The sequence below is a fragment of the Arthrobacter sp. lap29 genome (genome assembly GCF_032458965.1).
GTDB classification, from domain to species: domain Bacteria; phylum Actinomycetota; class Actinomycetes; order Actinomycetales; family Micrococcaceae; genus Specibacter; species Specibacter psychrochitiniphilus.
Window position 1 is genome coordinate 15,463 of sequence record NZ_JAUCEK010000008.1, and the last position, 20,510, is coordinate 35,972.

The following is a 20,510-nucleotide window of genomic DNA, read 5'->3' on the forward strand; positions in this document are numbered from 1 at the left end:
CCTCGATGAGCTTGACCATTGGCGCAGACATCCGTCCTGCGTGGTCGAGCTCATCGAGGCCCGAGTTGTTTGTGTGGGTGACTAGACGGGTTTCTTGCTCAGGTATATCTCCTCCACCACGGAGTCGAAGTCCTTCATGACCTGGGCGCGCTTGACCTTCAGGGAGGGCGTCAAGTGGCCTGAGGTTTCGGTGAAGTCGGTGTCAACAATCCTGAACTGCTTGATGGCCTCCGCTGACGAGACAGTGGAGTTGGCCCGGTTTACCGCGTTCTGAACAGCAGCCAAGACGATGGGGTCCTGGGCGGCCTTGGCCACGGTGATGCCAGCCGCCAGGCCGTGAGCCTTACCCCACTGCGGAAGAGCGTCTTCGTCAAGGGTGACAAGCGCGGCAATGAACGGGCGTTGCTCGCCAATAACAACACACTGCGAGACGATCGCATCGGCACGAATCTGGTCCTCGAGCAGGGCCGGAACCACGTTCTTGCCGCCGGAGGTGACAATGATTTCCTTCTTGCGTCCCGTGATTTTCAGGAAGCCCTGGTCGTCGAGTTGGCCAATGTCGCCGGTGCGGAACCAACCGTCTACGAAGGTTTCTGCCGTGAGATCATCACGGCCGAAGTAGCCCTTCATGACACAGACGCCCTTGGCTAGAATTTCGCCGTCGTCCGCAATCTTGACCGCGTTTCCCGGTAGCGGGGCCCCTACGGTGCCGATCCTAATGCGTTCTGGTCGGTTGACCGTGATGGGTGCTGTGGTCTCCGTCAGGCCGTATCCTTCCAGTATCTGTAACCCAATGCCCTGGAAGAAGTGCCCCAGGCGTTCACCTAACGGCCCACCGCCTGAAACTGCGTGACGAACATTGCCGCCCATAGCTGCCCGCAACTTCGTGTAGACGAGTTTGTCGAAGAGAGCATGCTTGGCTTTGAGTACTATGCCGGCGCCGCCTGCTTGAGTGGCGCGTGAGTAGTCGATGGCCGTCTTGGTGGCAGCGGCGAAGATCTTGCCCTTGCCTTCACCTTCGGCCTTCAAAGAGGCAGAGTTGTATACCTTTTCAAAGACGCGCGGCACGGCCAGGATGAACGTTGGTTTGAAGCTTTGCAAGTCTTCGAGCAGGTGCTTGATGTCCGGGGTGTGCCCAACTTTTGCGCCTCCGGCAACAGCAAGCACGGAAATGTACCGGGCGAACACGTGGGCCAGCGGTAGGAACATGATGGTTTGAGATCCCGGCGGGACAACTGTTTCGCCCAACACCGCCAAAGCATTCTCACTGAGTTCCACAAAGTTGCTGTGTGTAAGCATGCAGCCCTTGGGGCGGCCCGTGGTGCCTGAGGTGTAGATAATGGTGGCCACGTCATCGAGGCCATTGGCGCTGCGCGCTGCTTCCAAAGCCTCGTCGCTGACCTCACGGCCTGCTTCACGCAAGGCGTCCAGGCCATCGCCTTCCAACTGCCACACGTGGGCCAGGGTTGTTAAGTTCTCATTGTGAGCGGCCTGGCGGATGATGTTCTCATGGGCGCCGGTCTCGGCAAAGACTGCCACGGCGGCCGAGTCACCCAAGTTCCACGCCACCTGTGAAGGAGAGGAAGTTTCGTAGATCGGCACGGAAACGGCACCTGCAAACCATATTCCAAAGTCCACCAGGGACCATTCGTAGCGCGTGCGGGCCATGATTCCCACGCGGTCACCCACAGTGATGCCAGAGGCAATCAAGCCCTTGGCGATGGCGCTGGCGTCAGCTAAGAACTCTTTGGCGGAGATATCAACCCAGACATTATCAGCATTGCGCTTGGAGAAAAGTGCCGGGTTGGCAGGCAATTTTGCCTGACGCAGCACAAAGTCGGTGGTGTTCATGGTGCTTGGACTGACAACCTTGGCCGGAACGGAAATCTCTTGCACAATAGCTCCTTTGTTATGTGGACCTGCGATCGTGTTGCTTTACTCTATCCGCGAAGTGCGTTATCCGACGGAACCATAATGTTACTCATGAGTAACATTATGTTCTTCAGCTCACACTTTCAATTTCTGTCCTCCGCAGCTTCGATCGCTAGAATTTGCTCATGTGTTCATCTCGTTCCGATCCTGTGCCAGAACTCCCCGCCCCACTGTCCTTAGGGATTGACATTGGCGGGAGCAAGGTTGCTGCCGGTGTGGTGAATGCAGCAGGCGAGATCTTGGAGGAACTGCGGCGGGCGACACCCGGACGTGATGCCCGTGCCGTGGAAGCGGTGATCGGCGAGCTGGTGCATGAGCTCGAAGGCCGTCACCGCATTGATTCCGTGGGTATCGGGGCCGCTGGTTGGATGGACTTACCCGGTTCCACCGTGGTGTTCAGCCCTCATCTTGCGTGGCGGGATGAGCCGCTGCGGCAAAACCTTGAAGCCATGTTGCACCGGCCCGTTTTGGTCACTAACGACGCCGATGCCGCCGCCTGGGCGGAATGGCGCTTTGGTGCGGGCAGGGGCCGCGACAGAATGGTCATGCTGACCCTGGGAACCGGAATTGGCGGTGCCCTGGTCATTGACGGCCGGGTGGAACGCGGCAGCTTCGGTATGGCAGGAGAGTTCGGGCACCAAATCATCATGCCCGGGGGGCATCGTTGCGAATGCGGGAACAGGGGTTGCTGGGAGCAATACGCCTCGGGGAACGCCCTGGGGCGCGAGGGCCGCGAGTTGGCCAGAAAGCACTCACCCATGGCCGCCGGCCTGCTCGCTGCGGCTAACGGCCGCCCCAAGAACATCACAGGCTCCGTGGTGACAGCCTTGGCCTTGGAAGGCGAAGCCACAGCGCAGGAGCTAGTCGCTGAGGTTGGGGAATGGCTGGGTCTGGGCATTGCCAACCTGGCGGCTGCTTTGGACCCGGCTCTGTTCGTTATTGGCGGAGGCCTCAGTGCTGCGGGTGAGCTCTTGCTGGATCCCACCCGCCGAGCCTACCTCCGTAACTTAACGGGCCGCGGATACCGGCAAGAAGCCCTCATTATGAAGGCGCAGTTAGGCCCGTCGGCTGGATTAGTGGGGGCAGCCGATTTGGCCAGAACCCAGCAGCGCCCACTAGAGAGGTACCGCCGATAAAGAACCGCGCCAACTTGAGTACCATCAGCTAAACGACTGCGCCGTCACCACCGTCGTCGTCGCGATGATGGGGAAGCCGGAACAACAGGTAACCTGTGCCGGCAATGAAGGCGAGGATTACCGCCACCACCAGCATCATAGGGGCGTGGCGCCAGAAGATGGCCGAAAACACCAAAAAGAGTGGGCCACCGGCTGCACCAATCCAAGACAGGACGATGGCCGGATCGGAGGCGCTCAGACTGGGGAGTTCCTCCGGAACAAATCCTTCGTCATCGTCTTCGTCGAACTCATAATCTCGCGGACCAAAGGCTGCGCTACCGTCACCAGCTGCACCGGGGGACTGACCAAACCGGTTGCCCGCAGCAGGCTCCCGGGGTGCGGGGGATTCCTGAGCGTGCCAAACACCGAGGGGATCAAAATCAATGACCGTCTTGGGCGTTTCGGCGCCGGGACCGCTGGGCGAGGCAGCGCCCGAATCAAGGGCCGTGCCCATATTAGAAGATCCTCCCGCAGCAGAAGCCGTGCTGGTATCAGAAACCGTGTTGGAATCAGGGGTACCACCTGCATCAGGGGAACCGCCTACCTCTGGTCCGCCTTGATCCTCGGTGTTCCCTTCAGAATTATCTTCCAAAAAGGCGTCCTCTGCCTCTTCCAAGCGTGCCACGAGGTCCCGCCAGACCTCGTCGTCGTCTCCCGTGTGCGGGGTGCCCGCGCCTGGATCAGATTGCATGAGTGTTCCTCCGAAAGAAGTCTGCGGACTGGGAAAAGATCTGAGGCGCGTCATTGTCCATGGTCGCTACATGGTAACTGTTTTCCAAAGGAACCAGCGTTAGCTGGGCGTTGTGCAAGCCGGCTTTGAGAACATCGATGCTCGAATCGGGAACCACATGGTCCACGGTGGAACGGAACACCAGGGTGGGTGCAGTGATCTGGGGGAGCAGACGGGCGGTGTCCGTGAAAAGCGCGGAGAGCTGATGGACGGCGGCAACGGGTGTGCGGGAGTAGGCGCCTTCATTGATATTGGCAGCCTTAATGTCATCGCCTATGGCGGGAACGCTTTTGAGCACGAATTTCAGCAGACCCGAGTAGGCGGCTCGTTTATCAGCGAATGTTAAGCCTGGGTTAACCAGAGCCACGCCAGCTACCGGATGCAGTGCTGCAACCCGTAACGCCAGCGCGCCACCCATGGACAGGCCGGCCACAAAAACCGTGTCGCAGCGGGCAGCCAATTCCAGGTACGCGGCCTCGAAATCCCTGTACCAGTGCTGCCAGGGAGTCTTCGCCAAGTCCTGCCATGAGGTGCCATGCCCGGCCAGCAAGGGCATGTTGACGGCGAACCCGGCATCAGCGAGGTAGTCACTCCAGCCCTGCATACTCACTGTTGAGCCGGTGAAGCCGTGACTCACGGCCACCCCAATCCGAGCAAGTTCCCCGTGGCCCTCGTAACGGAATGATTGCGCCATGGCACTGACTCCTTTGCGCCCCGGCCATTCTGGCGGAGATTATGTGTGGCATTGATGCGGCCGTGCTGCCGCGATTCGGTGGTGCTGTCACTAGACTACTGTTGATACGTCCACAGCGGGGGTACCGCAAGGAGCTGGGCAGTAAGTGCGCTTAGCGCGCAAGAGGAGGAATGCCACCGTGATCTATTGGGTACTGAAGAAGATTTTTCTGGGCCCGGTATTAAAGGTGCTTTTCCGTCCCTGGACTAAGGGCTTGGACAATCTGCCCGTGGATGGCCCGGCCGTTCTTGCCAGCAACCACCTCTCCTTCTCGGATTCTATCTTTATGCCGCTCATGGTGCCCCGGCCCGTGGTATTTCTGGCCAAGAGTGATTACTTCACCGGGCGCGGAATCAAAGGCCGGCTCACAGCAGCGTTCTTTAAACTGACCAACCAGCTGCCCATGGACCGTTCAGGTGGTGCTGCATCCGCAAACTCCCTCGGCACTGGTGTTGAAGTGCTCAATGATGGCGGGCTGCTGGGAATCTATCCGGAAGGAACCCGCAGCCCAGATGGCCGCCTCTATCGTGGAAAAGTAGGTGTCGCCAAACTGGTGTTGACAGCCAATGTGCCCGTTATTCCAGTGGCCATGATTGGCACGGACAAGGTCCAACCCATTGGCAGACGCATTCCCACTGTCCGGCGGCTGGGTGTCATTTTCGGTGAACCCATGGATTTCAGTCGCTACCAGGGGATGGCTGATGACAGGTTTGTGCAGCGCTCTGTGACGGATGAAATCATGTATGAGCTCATGCGGCTATCCGGGCAAGAATATGTGGACTCATATGCCTCCACCGTCAAGGACAAGATCGCCGCGGAGAAATCCGCAAAACTTGCCTCCGCCAAGGAAGCCCTAAGCAAGGATCCTGCCGGGACCAAGAGCGCAACTGACGCTGTTCGGCTCGATCCCGTAAGGACTCTTGCGCCAGGCGCAGTGACTGTGATCGGAGCCAAGAAGCCTGTGCAGGAACAAATGCCTGTGCAGGATCAAGGTAGCGAATCCCCGAAGGTAGTGCCCGGCGAGACTGCCGGCCTGGAAACTGGCTCGCAGGCAAGTCCGGAGTCGGGCCCGGAAGCACGCTAATCCCCTCTGGGATGCCAGGTGCTCGCCGATTCATTTATCCATAACATCTCAGTGAATGGACTGGTTAGCAGCTGCTGCTTCGGAGGGGATAGGGTTGAGGGGTGACTGAGCTAACTTCTAATGCATCTTCTGCACCCGCCGCCGGAATTTCCGTCCCCGGTGCTGCCGTCTATCCAGGCCTTGATGACTGGCGTGGTCTGCCGATTGCGCAGCAGCCCACCTGGTCCGATTCCCCGTCCTTTGCGCCCACGGTCAAGGAACTGTCCGCGCTTCCTCCTCTGGTGTTTGCCGGTGAAGTTGATGTGCTGCGCTCCCGTCTGGCCCAAGCGGCCCAGGGCAACGCGTTCCTGCTCCAGGGTGGCGACTGTGCCGAGACCTTTGAAGCTGCAACGGCTGACAAGATCAGTTCGCGGGTCAAGACCATTTTGCAGATGGCGGTGGTACTCACCTACGGTGCGCAGCTTCCCGTTATCAAGATGGGACGCATGGCTGGCCAGTTTGCCAAGCCACGCTCTTCCAATGATGAAACGCGCGACGGTGTAACTCTCCCGGCATACCGTGGAGACATTGTTAACGGTTATGAATTCACCCCTGAATCACGCCAGCATGATCCCGCCCGCATGCTCAAGGCTTACCACACCTCAGCCTCCACGCTGAACCTGATCCGTGCCTTCACACAGGGTGGCTTTGCCGATTTACGCAGCGTCCACGAGTGGAACCGCGGCTTCACCTCCAACCCGGCTCACAGCCGCTACGAGGCCTTGGCCAAGGAAATTGATAGTGCCATCAAGTTCATGGCATCCTGTGGCGCCGACTTCGAAGCTCTGAAGACCGTTGAGTTCTTCGCCAGCCACGAGGCCCTGCTGCTGGACTACGAGCGGGCACTGACACGCATCGATTCACGCACCGGCTTGCCTTACGACACCTCCGCACACTTCCTGTGGATTGGTGAGCGTACCCGGGACCTGGACCAGGCACACGTGGAATTCCTCTCACGCGTGCGCAACCCCATCGGTGTCAAGCTTGGGCCCACCACGTCCCCGGACGATGCACTGGCTCTGATTGAGAAGCTCGATCCCAACCGCGAGCCTGGCCGCCTGACGTTCATTACCCGTATGGGTGCGAACAATATTCGTGAGAAGCTCCCCAACCTGCTGGAAAAGGTTACTGCTTCGGGTGCCCAGGTCCTGTGGGTAACGGACCCCATGCACGGCAACACAGTCACCTCGCCCAATGGTTACAAGACCCGCAACTTTGACGATGTCATTGACGAGGTCCGTGGCTTCTTTGAGGTCCACCAGGCCCAGGGCACCTTCCCGGGTGGCCTGCACGTGGAGATGACAGGCGACGACGTGGCCGAGTGCCTCGGCGGTGCCGACCCCGTGGATCAGGAAGCATTCCTGACCGGCTATGAGTCAGTCTGCGATCCGCGCCTGAACCACAAGCAGTCCCTGGAAATGGCGTTCCTAGTTTCAGAAGCTCTGCGCAAGTCCAAATAGGGCACCCTGCGCAAGTCCAAATAAGGGCACGCGTTGACGACGGCGGCCCGCACCTTCCTTTGGGAAGATGCGGGCCGCCGTTGTTCATTCACCAGTGGTTCGTTCATTCACCAGTGGTAGAGCACAAGATTTTGAGGTTAACGTCCTTGACGATTCAGGTGCTTTGGGAATTACAGGGTGGGCCGGATGTCTTAGACTACTTTGAGGACTATTGTGGATCCCTCCGGCGCCAGCCCACCCTCGGGGGTTTGGATGCGGACGGTGCCGAAGAAGCCGCCCAGGAAGTTCTCCACGTTGACCTCAAAGCCCAGGTCTTTGAGTTCCTTGGTGGCCACATCGACCTGCTTACCCACCAGATTCGGGACCTCGATCATCCGAGGGCCCTTGGAGATAGTCAGGGTGACCTTGCCGCCTGCGGTCAGTGTGCCAGAATCCGGGGATGCTGTGACCACAGAGCCCGCAGGTACCGTGCGGCTAAAGACTTGTTCCGGGGCAATTACGGCCACCAGCCCAACAGCGCTCAGCGCAGTCACGGCATCACCCTGGGACTTGTTTACAACGGTGGGCACAGGAATCGGTTTGGGCCCCTTGGAGAGAACCAAATTCACCTTGGTGTTGGCACGGAATTCCTTGCCAGCGCCAGGATCCTGCTTAAGCACCACTCCGGCTGCCACGTTCTCATTGAATTCTTCCGTCAGAGTACCCATGGAAAGTTTCGCATCCGCCAGTGACTTGGCTGCGCTGTCCTTCGGCTGGCCTGTCAGCTTCGGTACAACGTAGAGAACCGGGCCGATCGAGACCTGGACGGTGACATGGCTGAATTTACGCTGTGAACTGCCAGCGCCTGGGTCGGTGGCGATAACAAAACCAGCCGCCACCTTTTCGTCATGAACATCAGTGGTTGAGGTCGTTTCGAATCCCTCACCGTGGAGGACGGTGAGCGCTTGTTCAACACTCTTGTTGCCCACTTCCGGGATGGTTGCCAGAGCCCCGGGTCCCATGGCCAGAAACCAACCAGCCCCGGCAGTGAGGACAATAAGCACCAGCACGAGCATAATCCACAGCAACGACCGTCGGAGCGGATGCTTGGGACCTAGATCTTTTTGCGGTGTCGCAGCGGCCTTAGTCTTCGCCTTTGCCGCGGCGGAAGCCTGCCGCTTGCTCAGGGGAGCGGACGGGGTGCCGCCACCCTCTGGAGCCTCATCACTACCCGGGGCGCCGCTGGCGCCTAGGCCAGGGGCGAAGGTGGGGATAGCAGCGGTGAGTGAGTGACCGGCGTCGTACTGGTCTTGGAGGTGCTGGTCTTGGAGGTGCTCAGGGCGCGTAGCGGCATACTGTTCCGCATGGGGATCCTCAACATATAGCCGCGGGGAGCGGGGCAGCTCGGAGGTAGGGAAACTTGGAACGGCGAGCACCGTTGTGTTTGCCTGACCCAGGGCGATGGTGGGATGCTCGGCGAACAGGGGGATGCTGGGCGCGGTTCCGGTGCCAAAGTCAAGCTCAGCGGGGCTCAGTGACGCCCGGATATGGCGCAGGTCCTCCAAGAGGGCGCCACCGTTGGCAGGGCGGTGGTCGGGATCCTTCTCGGTCATGTAGCGCACCAGCTCATCCATGACCGGCGGCAGACCTGGGACGTCCTCGGAGGGCGCCGGCATCTGCTCCTGCAGGTGAGACATGACCACGGCCACGGGGATCGTAGCGCGGAAAGGCTGGTGGCCGGTGAGGAGTTCATAGAGCATCACGCCGGCTGAGTAGATGTCACTCCGGGCATCCCCGCCTTCGCCGCGCGCCAATTCGGGGGCGATGTATCCCACGGTGCCAAAGAGTGCGCCAGTGTTGGTGGAGTTGGTTACCGCGCGGGAGAGGCCAAAGTCTCCGATTTTCACCCAGCCCTGGCGGGAGATGAGCACATTTTCGGGTTTGACGTCACGGTGAACCAGACCCGCGTTGTGTGCTGCGGCAAGACCTTCAACCACGGGATCCAGAAAGTTAAGGGCAAGCCGCGGGGTCAGGGCGCCGTTTTTCTCAATAACGTCACGAAGCGTGTAACCGTCAATGAACTCAAAGACCAGGTACGCATGCTGGGGTCCCACACCATGATCATGAATCTGCACCACATGCGGGTGGGACAGGCTGGCAGCGCTCTGCGCCTCCCGGCTCAACCGGGCGATGAAGGCATTGTCGGTGGCCAGATGAGGATGCAGAATCTTCAGCGCAATGTTTCTGTTGAGCCGCAGATCCTTGGCCAGGTAGACGGTGGACATGCCGCCGTGCGCCACCTTGGACAGGACCAGATAGCGTTCATCAACAGTTGACCCTACTAAGGGGTCGGGTGAGTCATCATGCACTCTTCAAGCTTAGAAGCAGAAATGAGAAGGGGCCGCCAGCAACACCGTGCTGGCGCCCCTTTTCGTTGAGAGCGTAGTTGCGGATCTTTAGCGGAACGACGCCCAGTTGGCCTTGATACCGGCCACGTAGTTGCGCGTGTCGGGGAACATGCCGTGAACGCTTACGGAGTACTGCCCCTGGTAGTAGCCAGCAATGGCCAAGTCCTCCGTGGGTGCTCCGCGCAACAAGGCGCGGATGATGGCTACACCAGCCGTGACATTGTCCTGAGGGTCCAGCAGGTTCAATTTGCGCCCTACCAGTCCGGATGCCCAATCGCCTGCATCCGGGATGACCTGCATGGTGCCAATGGCGTTGGCGGGGGAGACGGACTGGTGGTTGAAACCGGATTCCTGCTGGGCAAAGGCCAACGCGAGTGCCGGATCCACACCCATACTGGTGGCCGTGCGAGCCACAATGTCCTTCATCTGGGCCCGCGTGGGCGAAGGTGCGGCGAGCAATGCAGCCTTGTTCTTATTGGCGTCGGCCACCACGGCATCCGGGTACGTGTAGTGCAAGAAGGTGTTGGGCACCTTCTGATCCGGGGTCAGCCCGGGCCCTGGAGAAATGGGGGTGATGGAACTGGAACTGGCGGAGAGCCCGGGAATGGACAGAGTCTTGCCCGGGTAGATGGTGGCATTGGCGCTGATCCCATTGGCCGAGACCAGTGCCGCCATGCTAACGCCGTGCCTGGCGGCAATGCCGCTAAGAGTGTCCCCGGACTTGATGGTGTAACGCCCGGAAGTGGCCGCAGGTTTAGCTGCGGCGCCAGAACCGCCCTGTGCTGAACCGGCCTGTGCTGAACCGGCCTGTGCAGTCCCGCCCACCTTGACCTTTTGGCCCGGGTAAATCACAGAATTACTGCTCAGTGCATTCAGTGAAAAGATTGAGCCGAGGCTGACATTGTGCTTGGCGGCAATTCCGCCAAGAGTGTCCCCGGACTTGACGGTGTAACTCTGGGATGTACTGGAGGTAATAGCGGGCTTGGCCGACGCGGCCTGGGATGAACCGGACTGCGCAGCGCCGCCAACCTTGATCTTCTGGCCCGGATAGATCACGGAACTGCCACTGAGGCCATTGAAGGAAAAGATCGAGTTGAGGCTGATGTTGTGCTTGGCGGCGATTCCGCCAAGAGTGTCTCCGGACTTGACGGTGTACACGGCAGCGGGTGAGGACGCGGCGGGGGCGCCGGTACTGCTGGAAACACCTGAGCCGGCAGTGACCACAAGAACCTGACCGGGGTAAATGATGGAGGTACCGGAGAGTTTATTCAGAGTCAGTACAGAGGAAGTGCTGACAGCGTGTTTGGCGGCAATTGCTGAAACTGTGTCACCGGCACGCACCGTGTAACGTACCGTGGCCTGGGTCTTGGCAAGGAGGGCCTTGCTGCTTTGAGCGTTGCCAATGTGCAGATTGGCGGTGACGGCAGTGGGGACGGAACTGGCCACGACTGCTGCGGGAATGCTGGATGTTTTCGCTTGGGCTGTCCGCGCCTGGATCGCAGCGAGCACATCTGCAGTATTCAGGGTTCCATGGTTGGCATGGGGTTGAATCCCTGCTTGGGCGTGCGCCGGTGCAGCCATGGCTAGGGAAGAGAGCATGACAACGGGGATGGCGGCTGTGGCTACTGCTGCCAGTTGCTTGCCACCGGTGGCAGACGGGCGTGGGGGAGTCATAGAGCGGACCTCGATTTTCCGTTGCGGATGATACTTATGGTGACAATGTTACTCATGAGACTAACGGAAATTTACCCCAACAATTCCTATATAGGCAGCTGGAATGAGTGACCCGCCACATTTATCATGCGCAGGGGCTCAAACTGTGGGAACCTTTGTGGGTGAGTAATCTTGAAACAGTAGTCAGCGAATGGCTGCCCCTGCCCGATGTTGCCGAGAAATTAGATATTTCGGTAACCAAAGTCCACGCCCTTGTTAAAGATGGTTCGCTGTTGGCTGCACGTGTGGGAGAGCGCAACATTCGCGCCGTGCCCGCCGCGTTCCTGACTGACGACCACATCCTTGAAAGCCTCCGAGGGACCATCACGGTTCTGCACGACGCCGGCTTCGAAGATGAAGAAGCCATTGAATGGCTGTTTACGGAAGATCAATCCTTGCCGGGGCGTCCCATTGACGCCTTGCGCGAGGGCCGAAAAACAGAAATCCGCCGTCGCGCCGCAGCGCTTGGCTGGTAGGTTTCCTATGAGTGCCGGCTAATGAGTGCTGGCTAATGAGTGTTGGCGTGCTGTGGCACGCGAATACTCATTAGCCGGAGCTGCCCAAGATGTTCAGGTAGCTCAGACGTTCAGGTAGCTCAGGCGTTGAGGTACCTCAGGCATTTTGGTTCCTCAGGCATTGCGGTATTCGGGGCGTTCTGGAATTCAGGACGTTCTGGAAACCACTCTTTGGCCCAAGGTCTCTAACGCCTCACGGACCTCGGTGGATACGGGTAGCTCTGCCAAAGCCGCGAATGCTTCGGCACTGAGCTGGGCAATCATCTCCTCGGTGCGTTCCAGTGCACCGGAATCGACCATGATGGTGCACAGCCGCTCCACCTCCGCCTCCGTCAGATCCTGACGCCCCAGGTTCTGGTCAAAAAAGTCACGCTCGTGGGTCATTGCGGAGTCAATAGTCAGCCCTACCAGAACAGTGCGCTTGCCTTCCCGAAGGTCGTCACCAGCGGGTTTGCCTGTCTTGGCAGGATCACCAAACACGCCCAGTACATCATCACGCAACTGGAATGCCTCGCCCAGCGGAAGCGCGAAGGCGCTATAGCTCGTCAGCATTGCCTCCTCAGCCCCGGCCAAGGCGCCCCCCAACGCCAAGGGATGTTCGGAGGAATACTTGGCGCTCTTGTAACGAATGATTGAAAAAGCCCGTGCCACGGCCGTCTCATGCGGTTTCGAGGGCCCGGATACTTCCTCCAAAATGTCCAGGTACTGCCCCGCCATGACCTCTGTGCGCATGATGTTGAACACCTCCCGCGCCCGGTGGGAGCCGCCGGACTCAATGCGGGAAAACATCTCTTCGCTGAGGGACAAACAAAGATCGCCGGTCAGGATTGCGGCAGCGTGGCCAAAACGTTCCTCGTCGAGAGAGAACTTCTGCTCGGTGTGCAGGGTACTGAACCGCTTGTGGACGCTGGGTCCGCCACGGCGCGTGTCGGAGCGGTCAATGATGTCATCGTGAATCAACGCAGCGGACTGAAAAAGTTCCAAAGCGGCGCCTGCTTCAATGATGGCAGTTGAATCGGGGGAGCCTCCAGCGCCCCGCCAACCCCAATAGCACAGCAGTGCTCGCATCCGCTTTCCGCCGGTGACAAGAGTTTTGATGGAATCAATGAGCACCAAAGTTTCCGGGGAAATGCGTGCCAAGAGCTGGTGCTTCTCCGCCAAGAAGCTATCGAGCTTCAGCGCAACGGCCGCAATATATGCATCTTGTTCGTCCGCACTGGAGGCGCTTGCCTTTGGGTCGCTTGTAGTAGAGGCGTCGGGCAGAGCGGGCGTCTGGTTCATGCTTTCGGTTCCTTGCTGTGAGAGGGGCCGGCCGTGCCGGCGGTGGATGCCAGCGGGCCGGCCGGCTAGAAGCCTACTTCAACGAGGCTGGCAGAAGAGCCGCACCGACGGTCAAGGTTGAGGTGGAGGAGGTAACCACAACCGAGACGGTCACAATTTCCTGTCCAGCTGCGCGCACGTACGTTTTCAAGGGCACACCATCCACGGCGTCGCCTGGTTGGGCAGTGAAGCCCTGCCCGGTGAGTGACTTGGTGTAAAAGGCCAGGATCTGTGCTGGAGTCTGCGCCGTGGTTGCCGTCACGGAGGCTGCCGAGACGGGTGAGCCCTGCTCCAGGCTCGAGGACTGGATTTGAGCACCCTTGGGAAGTTCTATGACTTTGGCGGGAAAACCGGCAACGAGTTCCTTAACAGCGGTTTGAGCCGAAGGCGCCGCTGAGCTGTTGACTGGGCCAGAGGCTGTTGCGGACGCGCCGGGTGCCTGAGTGGTCGCCGAGGCAGCCGCGGATGCAGATACGGAGGTGGAAGGTCCCACCGTGGCGCCTTGGCCGGAACAGGCACCCAGGAGCAGGGCTGTGGAGACTGCTGCGGCAGCCAGCAGCTGCCTGTGGCGGGGTAGCAGTGCGCGAAGCGGAGTGGGATTCATGGCTGTCTTCCTTAGCTGTCGGTGCCGGTGTGGTGGCATCATCTTCAGTTTACCCATGTTGGGGATCTGCCAGCCTGCATGTGCTCTCCACCTAACGCCTTAGCCGCCTGCTCACGCCGAGCCGTTTGTCTGTGGCGCCGGATCACTAGACTGGAAGGGTGAATCAGCAGGAACCGCCCGCGCAGCCGATCGTCCCCAACCAGGACGGGTGCACCATCATGCATGTTGACATGGATGCTTTCTTCGTTTCGGTGGAACTGCGTACCCGGCCGGAGCTGCAAGGGAAAATGGTCATTGTGGGACATCCCGAAGGGCGTTCAGTGGTGCTCTCTGCCTCTTACGAGGCACGTGCACGGGGAGTCCGTTCGGCCATGCCCATGTCCACGGCCCTGCGCGCCTGTCCCAACGCGGTTGTCATTGCCCCGCAGCAGCAACTTTACCGGCAGGTTTCTTACCAGGTCATGGAGGTTTTTCGCTCCATTACGGACACTGTGGAGCAACTGAGCGTGGATGAGGCCTTCCTGGATATCAGCGGCTCCCTGCGCCGGCTCGGCACGCCGCTGGAGATTGGTGCGCAGATCCGGACCCGCATCGCTGCGGAGCTTGGCATCACCGCTTCGGTGGGTATTGCCGCCAGTAAATTTGTTGCCAAGGTAGCTTCCACGCGGTGCAAACCCAATGGCATGCTCTTGATCGAGAAGGCCCGCACTGTGGAGTACTTACACACCCTTCCCGCGGAGGCGCTGTGGGGAGTGGGAGCCAAAACGGCGCAGACTCTTGCCCGGCTGGGGATCTTCACAGTGGCGGACATTGCGGGGACACCAGTCTCGGCGCTGCAAAAGGCGCTGGGCAGCACGGGGGCGAGCCTGCATGCCTTATCGTGGGGCCTTGATGGACGGGCCGTAACCCCGGAGCGCCAGGAAAAGAGCATTGGGGCTGAGGAAACTTTTGCGGTGGACACGCACGATGACGAGCTTCTCACCCGAGAATTGCTGCGGCTCTCTCATCGGGTGGCGGCGCGGCTTCGCGAGGCGGAGCTGAGCGGGCGGACAGTGGCGCTGAAGGTTAAGTACGCTGATTTTTCAACGATAAGCCGCTCACGCACGCTCGGGGCCAGCACGGACAGCGCAGCAAACATCTACACAGCCGCGGTGGGCCTGTTGAAAGCCTTGGGGCCCCGTGGGCAGCTGGTCCGCCTTGTTGGTGTCCGGGTGGAGAAGCTAGAAGCTCTTCACGATGCGCCCCTGCAACTTTCCCTGGATCCGAGGGACGGCCAGTCACGCAGTGCTGAAGTGGTGGGGGACGCCATCGCAGCCCGTTTTGGGAGTGCCAAAATTGGTCCTGCCAGGTTGCTGAAACCGCGTGATTGAGTGCTCGATTCAACGGCGCTCAGAAACTCCGCCACACCATGGCTCGATCGGGTTTCAGTTCGGCACGATCACGCCTATTGTTATAGGTAGGAGTTGACTCATTGATGACTTCAAATTGCTGGCAAGCATGCTGGTGCAGAACGCGACGATGTCCGTCACATTCTGCAGATCAGGTGGGAACTAACAATGATGGCAAGACGTTAACGAGACAACACTACGGCCCTGACCTGAAGGAGGTCGTCATGCCCCTCTCCGAGCACGAGCAGAGACTGCTCGATCAGTTGGAACAGCAACTGCATGCTGAAGATCCCAAATTCGCCAACGCATTGTCGAGCTCGCCCACCCGAGCGATATCAACGCGCAACGTTGTCATCGGTGTAGTGGTGATGATTGCTGGGCTGTTGGTCCTCCTAGGGGGTGTTGCAACACAGCTGCTGATTGTGGGCATTGCAGGCTTCCTGGTCATGGGTGCTGGCGTGTATGTGGCCGTATCCAAACCCAAATTCAGCGCCGACGCCGGCGCTCCTGGCAGAGCTGGTTCTAAGCCCGCCGCAAAGCAAAAGAGTGGATTCATGAGCACCCTTGAGGAAAAATGGGACGAGCGCCGACGCGAGCAGTGACACTGCCCGCAGTGAGGTACCGTGCCCTCAATGAGGTGCCGTTCTCGCAACGCGACACCGGCACGCCATGGAACCTCGGCCCTGAATGGCTGCTTAGCTAAGCAGCCCGGCCCCAAGTATCTTTGAGCGCGCTCTGTATTCTCTTAACTGGGATGATCCCTCTGTGAGTAGTTTTTTGAAGTAGTCAGATCTGAGTAGCATTTTTGAAACATGAAGGCCCCCGAGGGGGCCTTTTTTCATGCCCTCACATCGCCGCCATGCGGAACTCCGATTTCCTCCACTTGGGCCCCTAATGGCCCCAATATTGGCTCTGAAAGGCTCTACAGGCGCCGCATGGGCCCTAAAGGACGCGTAACTGTTGATTTTCCCTCCACCGCTTGATAGTCAGAAAGATCCCTGTAATTACGGCAATTCTGGGCACGACACGGCGCAAAGATCCCGGTGAATGAAGTTGACGGTGGAGGATTGTGGAGTAATGTGGAGCAGGTAAGAGGGGAATGGACTAAATTGGTCATCAACTCTCAACAACGAAGGCGGTGGCGGCTTGTTCCTCGGAACACATTCACCGCGTCTTGATGAGAAGGGACGGATCATCCTGCCAGCAAAATTCCGCGAGGAATTATCCAGTGGGCTGGTCTTGACTAAAGGGCAGGAAAACTGTATTTACGTGTTCAGCGCACGAGAGTTTGAAAAAGTGCTGGACCAAATGCAGAATGCGCCATTAGCAAATATGGCGGCCCGTGACTACATTCGAATCTTTCTGTCAGGAGCCTCAGACGAGGTTCCAGATAAGCAGGGACGGGTCACTATTCCGGCCACATTGCGTGCTTACGCAGGGCTGGAGAAGGAACTCGTTGTCATTGGTGCCGGCAGCCGCGCGGAAATCTGGGATGCACACGCCTGGAACGAGTATCTGGCCGCCAAGGAAACCGCTTTCTCGGCAACTGACGAGATGGGCATTCCGGGTATCAGCTAACACCAGCACACCAGTACCACGGTGGTCTTGAATGAGATCTCCAGCCGCCCAGCAAGGCCGTCAAACCTGGCTCACCTTCCCCGGAGCCAGGCGGGACGGGGCTTGGCGCGGAGGGGGATCTGGTTTAAGACCGCAACGGTCTCTTGCCGGCATAACGCAACGATGCGTTGGCGCGTGCTGAACCAGATCAACACCTTAGAAGTAACTGCAGGATATTTTATTGTCACCATTGAGCCATGCCATGGGGGAACTGCCTCCCCCTCCCGGTTTTGACCGAAGAGAAACGGAGTCGTGATGACGTCGGAAAACCCCACGCCACCTACGTCCGAACGCCACACTCCCGTTCTAAAAGACCGTTGCATCAACTTACTCGCACCCGCTTTTGAGGTTGCCCGCGCAGCCGGACGCACACCCGTTGTCATTGATGCCACCTTGGGTATGGGCGGCCACAGTGAAGCTATGCTTCAGCGGTACCCGGATCTGCACCTGATCGGCATTGACAGGGACATGGAAGCGCTGGGGCTGGCCGGGGAGCGGCTGGCACCCTTCCAGGATCGCACCGATTTAGTCCATGCTGTTTACGATGAAATCAAAGATGTCCTTGATGATCTGGGCATCCCCAGCATTGACGGGATCCTGATGGATCTGGGAGTCTCTTCCCTGCAACTGGACGAACGGGACCGCGGCTTCGCCTATTCCTTCGATGCACCTTTGGACATGCGGATGGACACCAGCCGGGGTCAGACCGCAGCGGATGTCATCAACAACTATTCCGAGGAAGAGCTGGTGCGGATCATCCGCAAGTGGGGTGAAGAGAAATTTGCCGGGCGCATCGCCAACCACATTGTCGCCGCTCGCGAGAAGGCACCGCTGACACGTACAGGGGAACTCGTGGAGATCATCCGCAATGTTGTTCCTTCGGGAGCAGCCAAGACGGGAGGCCACCCGGCCAAACGGACTTTTCAGGCTCTCCGGATTGAAGTTAACGAGGAACTGAGCGTTTTGGAAAAGGCCATTCCCGCTGCCGTGGATGCGCTTGGACTGCACGGACGGGCAGTGGTCATGTCCTACCACTCGCTGGAAGACAAAATCGTCAAGTCCGTCTTTGCCGCCGGGTCCAGCTCCTCTGCTCCAGCGGGCTTCCCAGTGGAGCTTGAAGAACACAAAGCCACCTTGAAACGCCTCACTAAGGGCACCGAAATACCAACAGCGCAGGAAATTGCAGAAAACCCGCGGGCAGCATCAGCTCGCCTGCGGGCCGTGGAAAAAATCAGAATCAGGAGTGCCGCATGAGCCCGAGTGCATTACGCACCATCCCTGTCACAGAGGGCAGCGCCGCCCGTGTGCTGACTGAGCTACCCACCGTCATACCCCTTGAACCTCCGGCCAGAAAGTCTCGGGCACCGTTGTCCCTGGTGGTGAGCACCCCGCGACGTGCACGCTCGCCACTCGCGGCGATCGTGGCCCTGATGGTGCTGGCCGCCATGGCTGTGGTTCTGGTCATGAGTATTTCCGTAGCTAAAGGTCAATACCTTTTGGTCGATTTGAAGAGTCAGCAGTCTGAGCTGATCAAAATCAACCAGACCATGGAACAGGATATTGCGGCAAATCAGGCGCCCCAGGAATTGGCCGCCCGCGCTGCGGCCCTCGGCATGGTGCCCGCAGGGTCAACCGGGCAGATTGACGTGCGCACCAAGACCGTCAGCGGCTCTCCTCTGCCAGCCTCGGCAGACACCAAGGGTCTGGTGAACATCCCACCTGCCGTCGTTGACAAGCCACGGCCCAAGGTAGAGCCTGAGGTTCCTCTCAGCCCCGCCGCCAAAATCGAGGCTAAAAAGTCTGCAGAGAAGCCCCAGAACGTGGCCCCCGTCCCTGCACCCGTGATTGTTCCGGACCTTAATGGCGGCACCATTCCGGCACCGGCACAAAAGGACAGTTAACTTTTCTACGATGGACTGAGCGCTTCAGCATTTCGCGAAGTCAGGAACGCAAGGAATTCAAGCGGTGGCACAAAACTCAGGTCCGGACGCACGTAGTGCAACTGCACAGGAACTTAATAAGCTCGGCAGGGTACGTGTCCGCTGGGGTTTCATAGCCATGATGGCAATTTTGCTCGTCATCGCCGGCCGGCTCGTTATGGTCCAAGGCTTTGATACGTCAAAGATGGCGGAGGCGGCTGAGAACCAGCGCACCGTGGAGCAAACCCTTCCGGCTGTCCGGGGAAAAATCATTGACTCCAAGGGCAAGGTCCTCGCCGAGAGCATCATTCGCTATAACATTACAGTTTCGCAGGTTAACTTCAACGAATTCCCGGACTACGACCATCTGGTGCTGGACCCCAAGACTGGTGAAGCGATTGTTGACCCGGCCACAGGCAAATGGAAGATCGTCAACTACACCACTGACGAGGGGATCGAGCAACTAGCCGAGGTACTGGGCCTGCCGTTTGAAGAAATCAAAAAAGCGGTGACAGGAGATCGTGTCCACAACTATGTGGCCATGGACGTGAGCCCGTTGATCGAGAAGAAAATCGGTGATCTGCGTATTCCCGGTATTTACTCCGAGGCCGTGACCAAGCGTGTTTACCCCATGGGCGCCGTTGGCGGGCCGATCGTAGGTTTCCTTGACGGGGAAGGCAAAGCCTTGGCCGGCATTGAGCAGACCATGAATGACAAGCTGACCGGAACCGACGGCACACGCACCTACCAGGCGGGCAAGAACGGCATCATCATTCCCACTGCTCCGGTCCGCACCGTGCCTGCCGTTGACGGGGAGAGCGTCAAGCTCACCATTGACCAGGACATCCAGTTTTACGCGCAGCAGGCAGCCCAGCAGCAGAAGGAACAGTACAACGCTCAGTGGGTCAGCATCACCGTGACGGAAGTCAAGACCGGCAAGATGATTGCTATTGCCGACAGTGACTCCTACGACCCCAACAATGTGGGTGCCTCAGACCCCAGCAACATTGGTTCTCGCACAGTCAGCTCTGCTGTTGAGCCTGGTTCAACCAGCAAGATCATGACTGCTTCGGCACTCGTGGAAGAGGGGCTCGCCACTCCCATGAGTGAGTTCCTGGTCCCGCCAACTCTGAGCATTGACGGACAGAATTTCTCCGATTCCTTCACACACGGGACCGAGAAGCGCACCCTTTCGGGCATCATTACCGATTCGATGAACACAGGTACCGTCATGGCAGGGTCCCGGCTCTCACTACAGCAGCGCTATGACTACATGCGTAAGTTCGGTGTGGGTGAGAAGACAGGGATTCCACTGCCTGGTGAGAGCCCGGGCATCTTGGCGGATTGGAAGAACTGGGACGGCCGTCAGCAATACACGGTGCTGTTTGGTCAGGGTGTTGCGCAAACCCCGCTGCAAACCACCATGGTTTTTCAGACCATCGCCAATAACGGTGTCCGGCTCAAGCCAGCCATCATCGACTCCTTCACCCACGCTGATGGCACGGTGGAGACCCTGCCCCAGGCACCGGGCGTGAAGGTCATCAGCCCGAAGACGGCCCAAGACGCCCGCGACATGCTTGAAGGTGTGGTGACCATGACCGACTACAAGGTCGTTGGCATTCCCGGGTACCGCACTGGCGGTAAGACAGGAACTGCCGAGGCCCCTGCCGATAATGGCGTTGGTTTTGACGGCTACACCACCTCCTTTTACGGCATGGCTCCCATGGACGATCCCCGCTATGTGGTGGGTATAACGGTCCAACGCCCGCAAGGCAACGTCTATGGAATCACTCAGGGGTATACGTTTAATCAAGTAATGGGGCAGGTGCTTCGCAGCAACGATGTCCCGCCATCCACAACCCCGCCCGTCAAGCTCCCCAAGTTCTATAAGTAA

The 20,510-nt window shown here is 59.0% G+C and carries 17 protein-coding genes; 10 read left to right on the forward strand and 7 right to left on the reverse strand.

Annotated elements, in window-relative coordinates; translation table 11 throughout:
- Positions 1–81: 81 nt before the first annotated feature.
- On the reverse strand, positions 82–1,896 hold the full coding sequence (locus RY113_RS13715; protein WP_315915007.1) for an AMP-dependent synthetase/ligase: 1,815 nt from the start codon (positions 1,894–1,896) through the stop codon (positions 82–84).
- Between the two features lie 161 nt (positions 1,897–2,057).
- Here RY113_RS13715 and RY113_RS13720 point away from each other — a divergent pair, with 161 nt between their 5' ends.
- A complete protein-coding gene (locus RY113_RS13720) occupies positions 2,058–3,068 on the forward strand; it encodes an ROK family glucokinase (protein ID WP_315915009.1) in 1,011 nt (336 codons plus the stop codon).
- A 28-nt stretch (positions 3,069–3,096) separates the two neighbouring features.
- On the opposite strand, the gene RY113_RS13725 is transcribed toward RY113_RS13720, so the two are convergent.
- Both RY113_RS13725 and RY113_RS13730 read right to left on the reverse strand, forming a co-directional pair.
- Positions 3,097–3,798, reverse strand: a complete 702-nt coding sequence (locus RY113_RS13725) for a hypothetical protein (RefSeq protein WP_315915011.1) — start codon at positions 3,796–3,798, stop codon at positions 3,097–3,099.
- The gene (locus RY113_RS13730; protein ID WP_315915012.1) at positions 3,788–4,531 is read right to left on the reverse strand and encodes an alpha/beta fold hydrolase; all 744 of its coding nucleotides are present in this window, start codon (positions 4,529–4,531) and stop codon (positions 3,788–3,790) included. The genes RY113_RS13725 and RY113_RS13730 overlap by 11 nt, the downstream gene beginning before the upstream one ends.
- 178 nt (positions 4,532–4,709) lie before the next feature.
- Here RY113_RS13730 and RY113_RS13735 point away from each other — a divergent pair, with 178 nt between their 5' ends.
- Together RY113_RS13735 and RY113_RS13740 are read left to right on the forward strand one after the other, a co-directional pair.
- Complete coding sequence (locus tag RY113_RS13735) at positions 4,710–5,654, forward strand: lysophospholipid acyltransferase family protein (RefSeq protein ID WP_315915013.1); 945 nt, start codon at positions 4,710–4,712, stop codon at positions 5,652–5,654.
- 101 nt (positions 5,655–5,755) lie between these two features.
- Positions 5,756–7,153, forward strand: coding sequence for a class II 3-deoxy-7-phosphoheptulonate synthase (locus tag RY113_RS13740; protein ID WP_315915015.1), 1,398 nt, complete (start codon positions 5,756–5,758; stop codon positions 7,151–7,153).
- A 191-nt stretch (positions 7,154–7,344) separates the two neighbouring features.
- Here RY113_RS13740 and RY113_RS13745 read toward each other — a convergent pair whose 3' ends face one another.
- Positions 7,345–9,501 (reverse strand): protein kinase domain-containing protein, encoded by a 2,157-nt coding sequence (locus RY113_RS13745; RefSeq protein ID WP_315915017.1) that lies wholly within the window; start codon positions 9,499–9,501, stop codon positions 7,345–7,347.
- Between the two features lie 87 nt (positions 9,502–9,588).
- Entirely contained in the window at positions 9,589–11,214 is a 1,626-nt protein-coding gene (locus tag RY113_RS13750) for a LysM peptidoglycan-binding domain-containing protein (protein WP_315915019.1), read from the reverse strand.
- 161 nt (positions 11,215–11,375) lie between these two features.
- Here RY113_RS13750 and RY113_RS13755 point away from each other — a divergent pair, with 161 nt between their 5' ends.
- Positions 11,376–11,729 (forward strand): Rv2175c family DNA-binding protein, encoded by a 354-nt coding sequence (locus tag RY113_RS13755; protein ID WP_110106225.1) that lies wholly within the window; start codon positions 11,376–11,378, stop codon positions 11,727–11,729.
- A 186-nt stretch (positions 11,730–11,915) separates the two neighbouring features.
- On the opposite strand, the gene RY113_RS13760 is transcribed toward RY113_RS13755, so the two are convergent.
- Together RY113_RS13760 and RY113_RS13765 are read right to left on the reverse strand one after the other, a co-directional pair.
- Positions 11,916–13,049, reverse strand: coding sequence for a polyprenyl synthetase family protein (locus RY113_RS13760; protein WP_315915020.1), 1,134 nt, complete (start codon positions 13,047–13,049; stop codon positions 11,916–11,918).
- 73 nt (positions 13,050–13,122) lie between these two features.
- On the reverse strand, positions 13,123–13,692 hold the full coding sequence (locus RY113_RS13765; RefSeq protein WP_110106032.1) for a hypothetical protein: 570 nt from the start codon (positions 13,690–13,692) through the stop codon (positions 13,123–13,125).
- A 218-nt stretch (positions 13,693–13,910) separates the two neighbouring features.
- On the opposite strand from RY113_RS13765, the gene dinB reads away from it, so the two are divergent.
- From dinB to RY113_RS13795, 6 genes are all read left to right on the forward strand, one after another.
- Positions 13,911–15,062, forward strand: coding sequence for a DNA polymerase IV (dinB, locus tag RY113_RS13770; protein WP_110106226.1), 1,152 nt, complete (start codon positions 13,911–13,913; stop codon positions 15,060–15,062).
- Positions 15,063–15,304: 242 nt separating this feature from the next.
- A complete protein-coding gene (locus RY113_RS13775) occupies positions 15,305–15,682 on the forward strand; it encodes a DUF3040 domain-containing protein (RefSeq protein WP_110106033.1) in 378 nt (125 codons plus the stop codon).
- A 544-nt stretch (positions 15,683–16,226) separates the two neighbouring features.
- The gene (gene mraZ / locus RY113_RS13780; protein ID WP_110106034.1) at positions 16,227–16,658 is read left to right on the forward strand and encodes a division/cell wall cluster transcriptional repressor MraZ; all 432 of its coding nucleotides are present in this window, start codon (positions 16,227–16,229) and stop codon (positions 16,656–16,658) included.
- A gap of 294 nt (positions 16,659–16,952) precedes the next feature.
- Complete coding sequence (rsmH, locus tag RY113_RS13785) at positions 16,953–17,951, forward strand: 16S rRNA (cytosine(1402)-N(4))-methyltransferase RsmH (protein ID WP_110106035.1); 999 nt, start codon at positions 16,953–16,955, stop codon at positions 17,949–17,951.
- Positions 17,948–18,598 carry a hypothetical protein gene (locus tag RY113_RS13790; RefSeq protein ID WP_315915021.1) on the forward strand — a complete coding sequence of 217 codons (651 nt, stop codon included), beginning with the start codon at positions 17,948–17,950 and terminating at the stop codon, positions 18,596–18,598. The genes rsmH and RY113_RS13790 overlap by 4 nt, the downstream gene beginning before the upstream one ends.
- 64 nt (positions 18,599–18,662) lie before the next feature.
- Entirely contained in the window at positions 18,663–20,510 is a 1,848-nt protein-coding gene (locus RY113_RS13795) for a penicillin-binding protein 2 (RefSeq protein WP_308467736.1), read from the forward strand.

Excerpts from the sequence above, each read along its gene's own strand:
- RY113_RS13720 (WP_315915009.1), top strand. The coding sequence starts at position 2,058 with ATGTGTTCATCTCGTTCCGATCCTGTGCCAGAACTCCCCGCCCCACTG.
- RY113_RS13760 (WP_315915020.1), bottom strand. The coding sequence starts at position 13,049 with ATGAACCAGACGCCCGCTCTGCCCGACGCCTCTACTACAAGCGACCCA.
- RY113_RS13765 (WP_110106032.1), bottom strand. The coding sequence starts at position 13,692 with ATGAATCCCACTCCGCTTCGCGCACTGCTACCCCGCCACAGGCAGCTG.
- dinB (WP_110106226.1), top strand. The coding sequence starts at position 13,911 with ATGCATGTTGACATGGATGCTTTCTTCGTTTCGGTGGAACTGCGTACC.
- RY113_RS13775 (WP_110106033.1), top strand. The coding sequence starts at position 15,305 with ATGCCCCTCTCCGAGCACGAGCAGAGACTGCTCGATCAGTTGGAACAG.
- RY113_RS13730 (WP_315915012.1), bottom strand. The coding sequence starts at position 4,531 with ATGGCGCAATCATTCCGTTACGAGGGCCACGGGGAACTTGCTCGGATT.
- RY113_RS13790 (WP_315915021.1), top strand. The coding sequence starts at position 17,948 with ATGAGCCCGAGTGCATTACGCACCATCCCTGTCACAGAGGGCAGCGCC.
- rsmH (WP_110106035.1), top strand. The coding sequence starts at position 16,953 with ATGACGTCGGAAAACCCCACGCCACCTACGTCCGAACGCCACACTCCC.
- RY113_RS13725 (WP_315915011.1), bottom strand. The coding sequence starts at position 3,798 with ATGCAATCTGATCCAGGCGCGGGCACCCCGCACACGGGAGACGACGAC.
- RY113_RS13750 (WP_315915019.1), bottom strand. The coding sequence starts at position 11,214 with ATGACTCCCCCACGCCCGTCTGCCACCGGTGGCAAGCAACTGGCAGCA.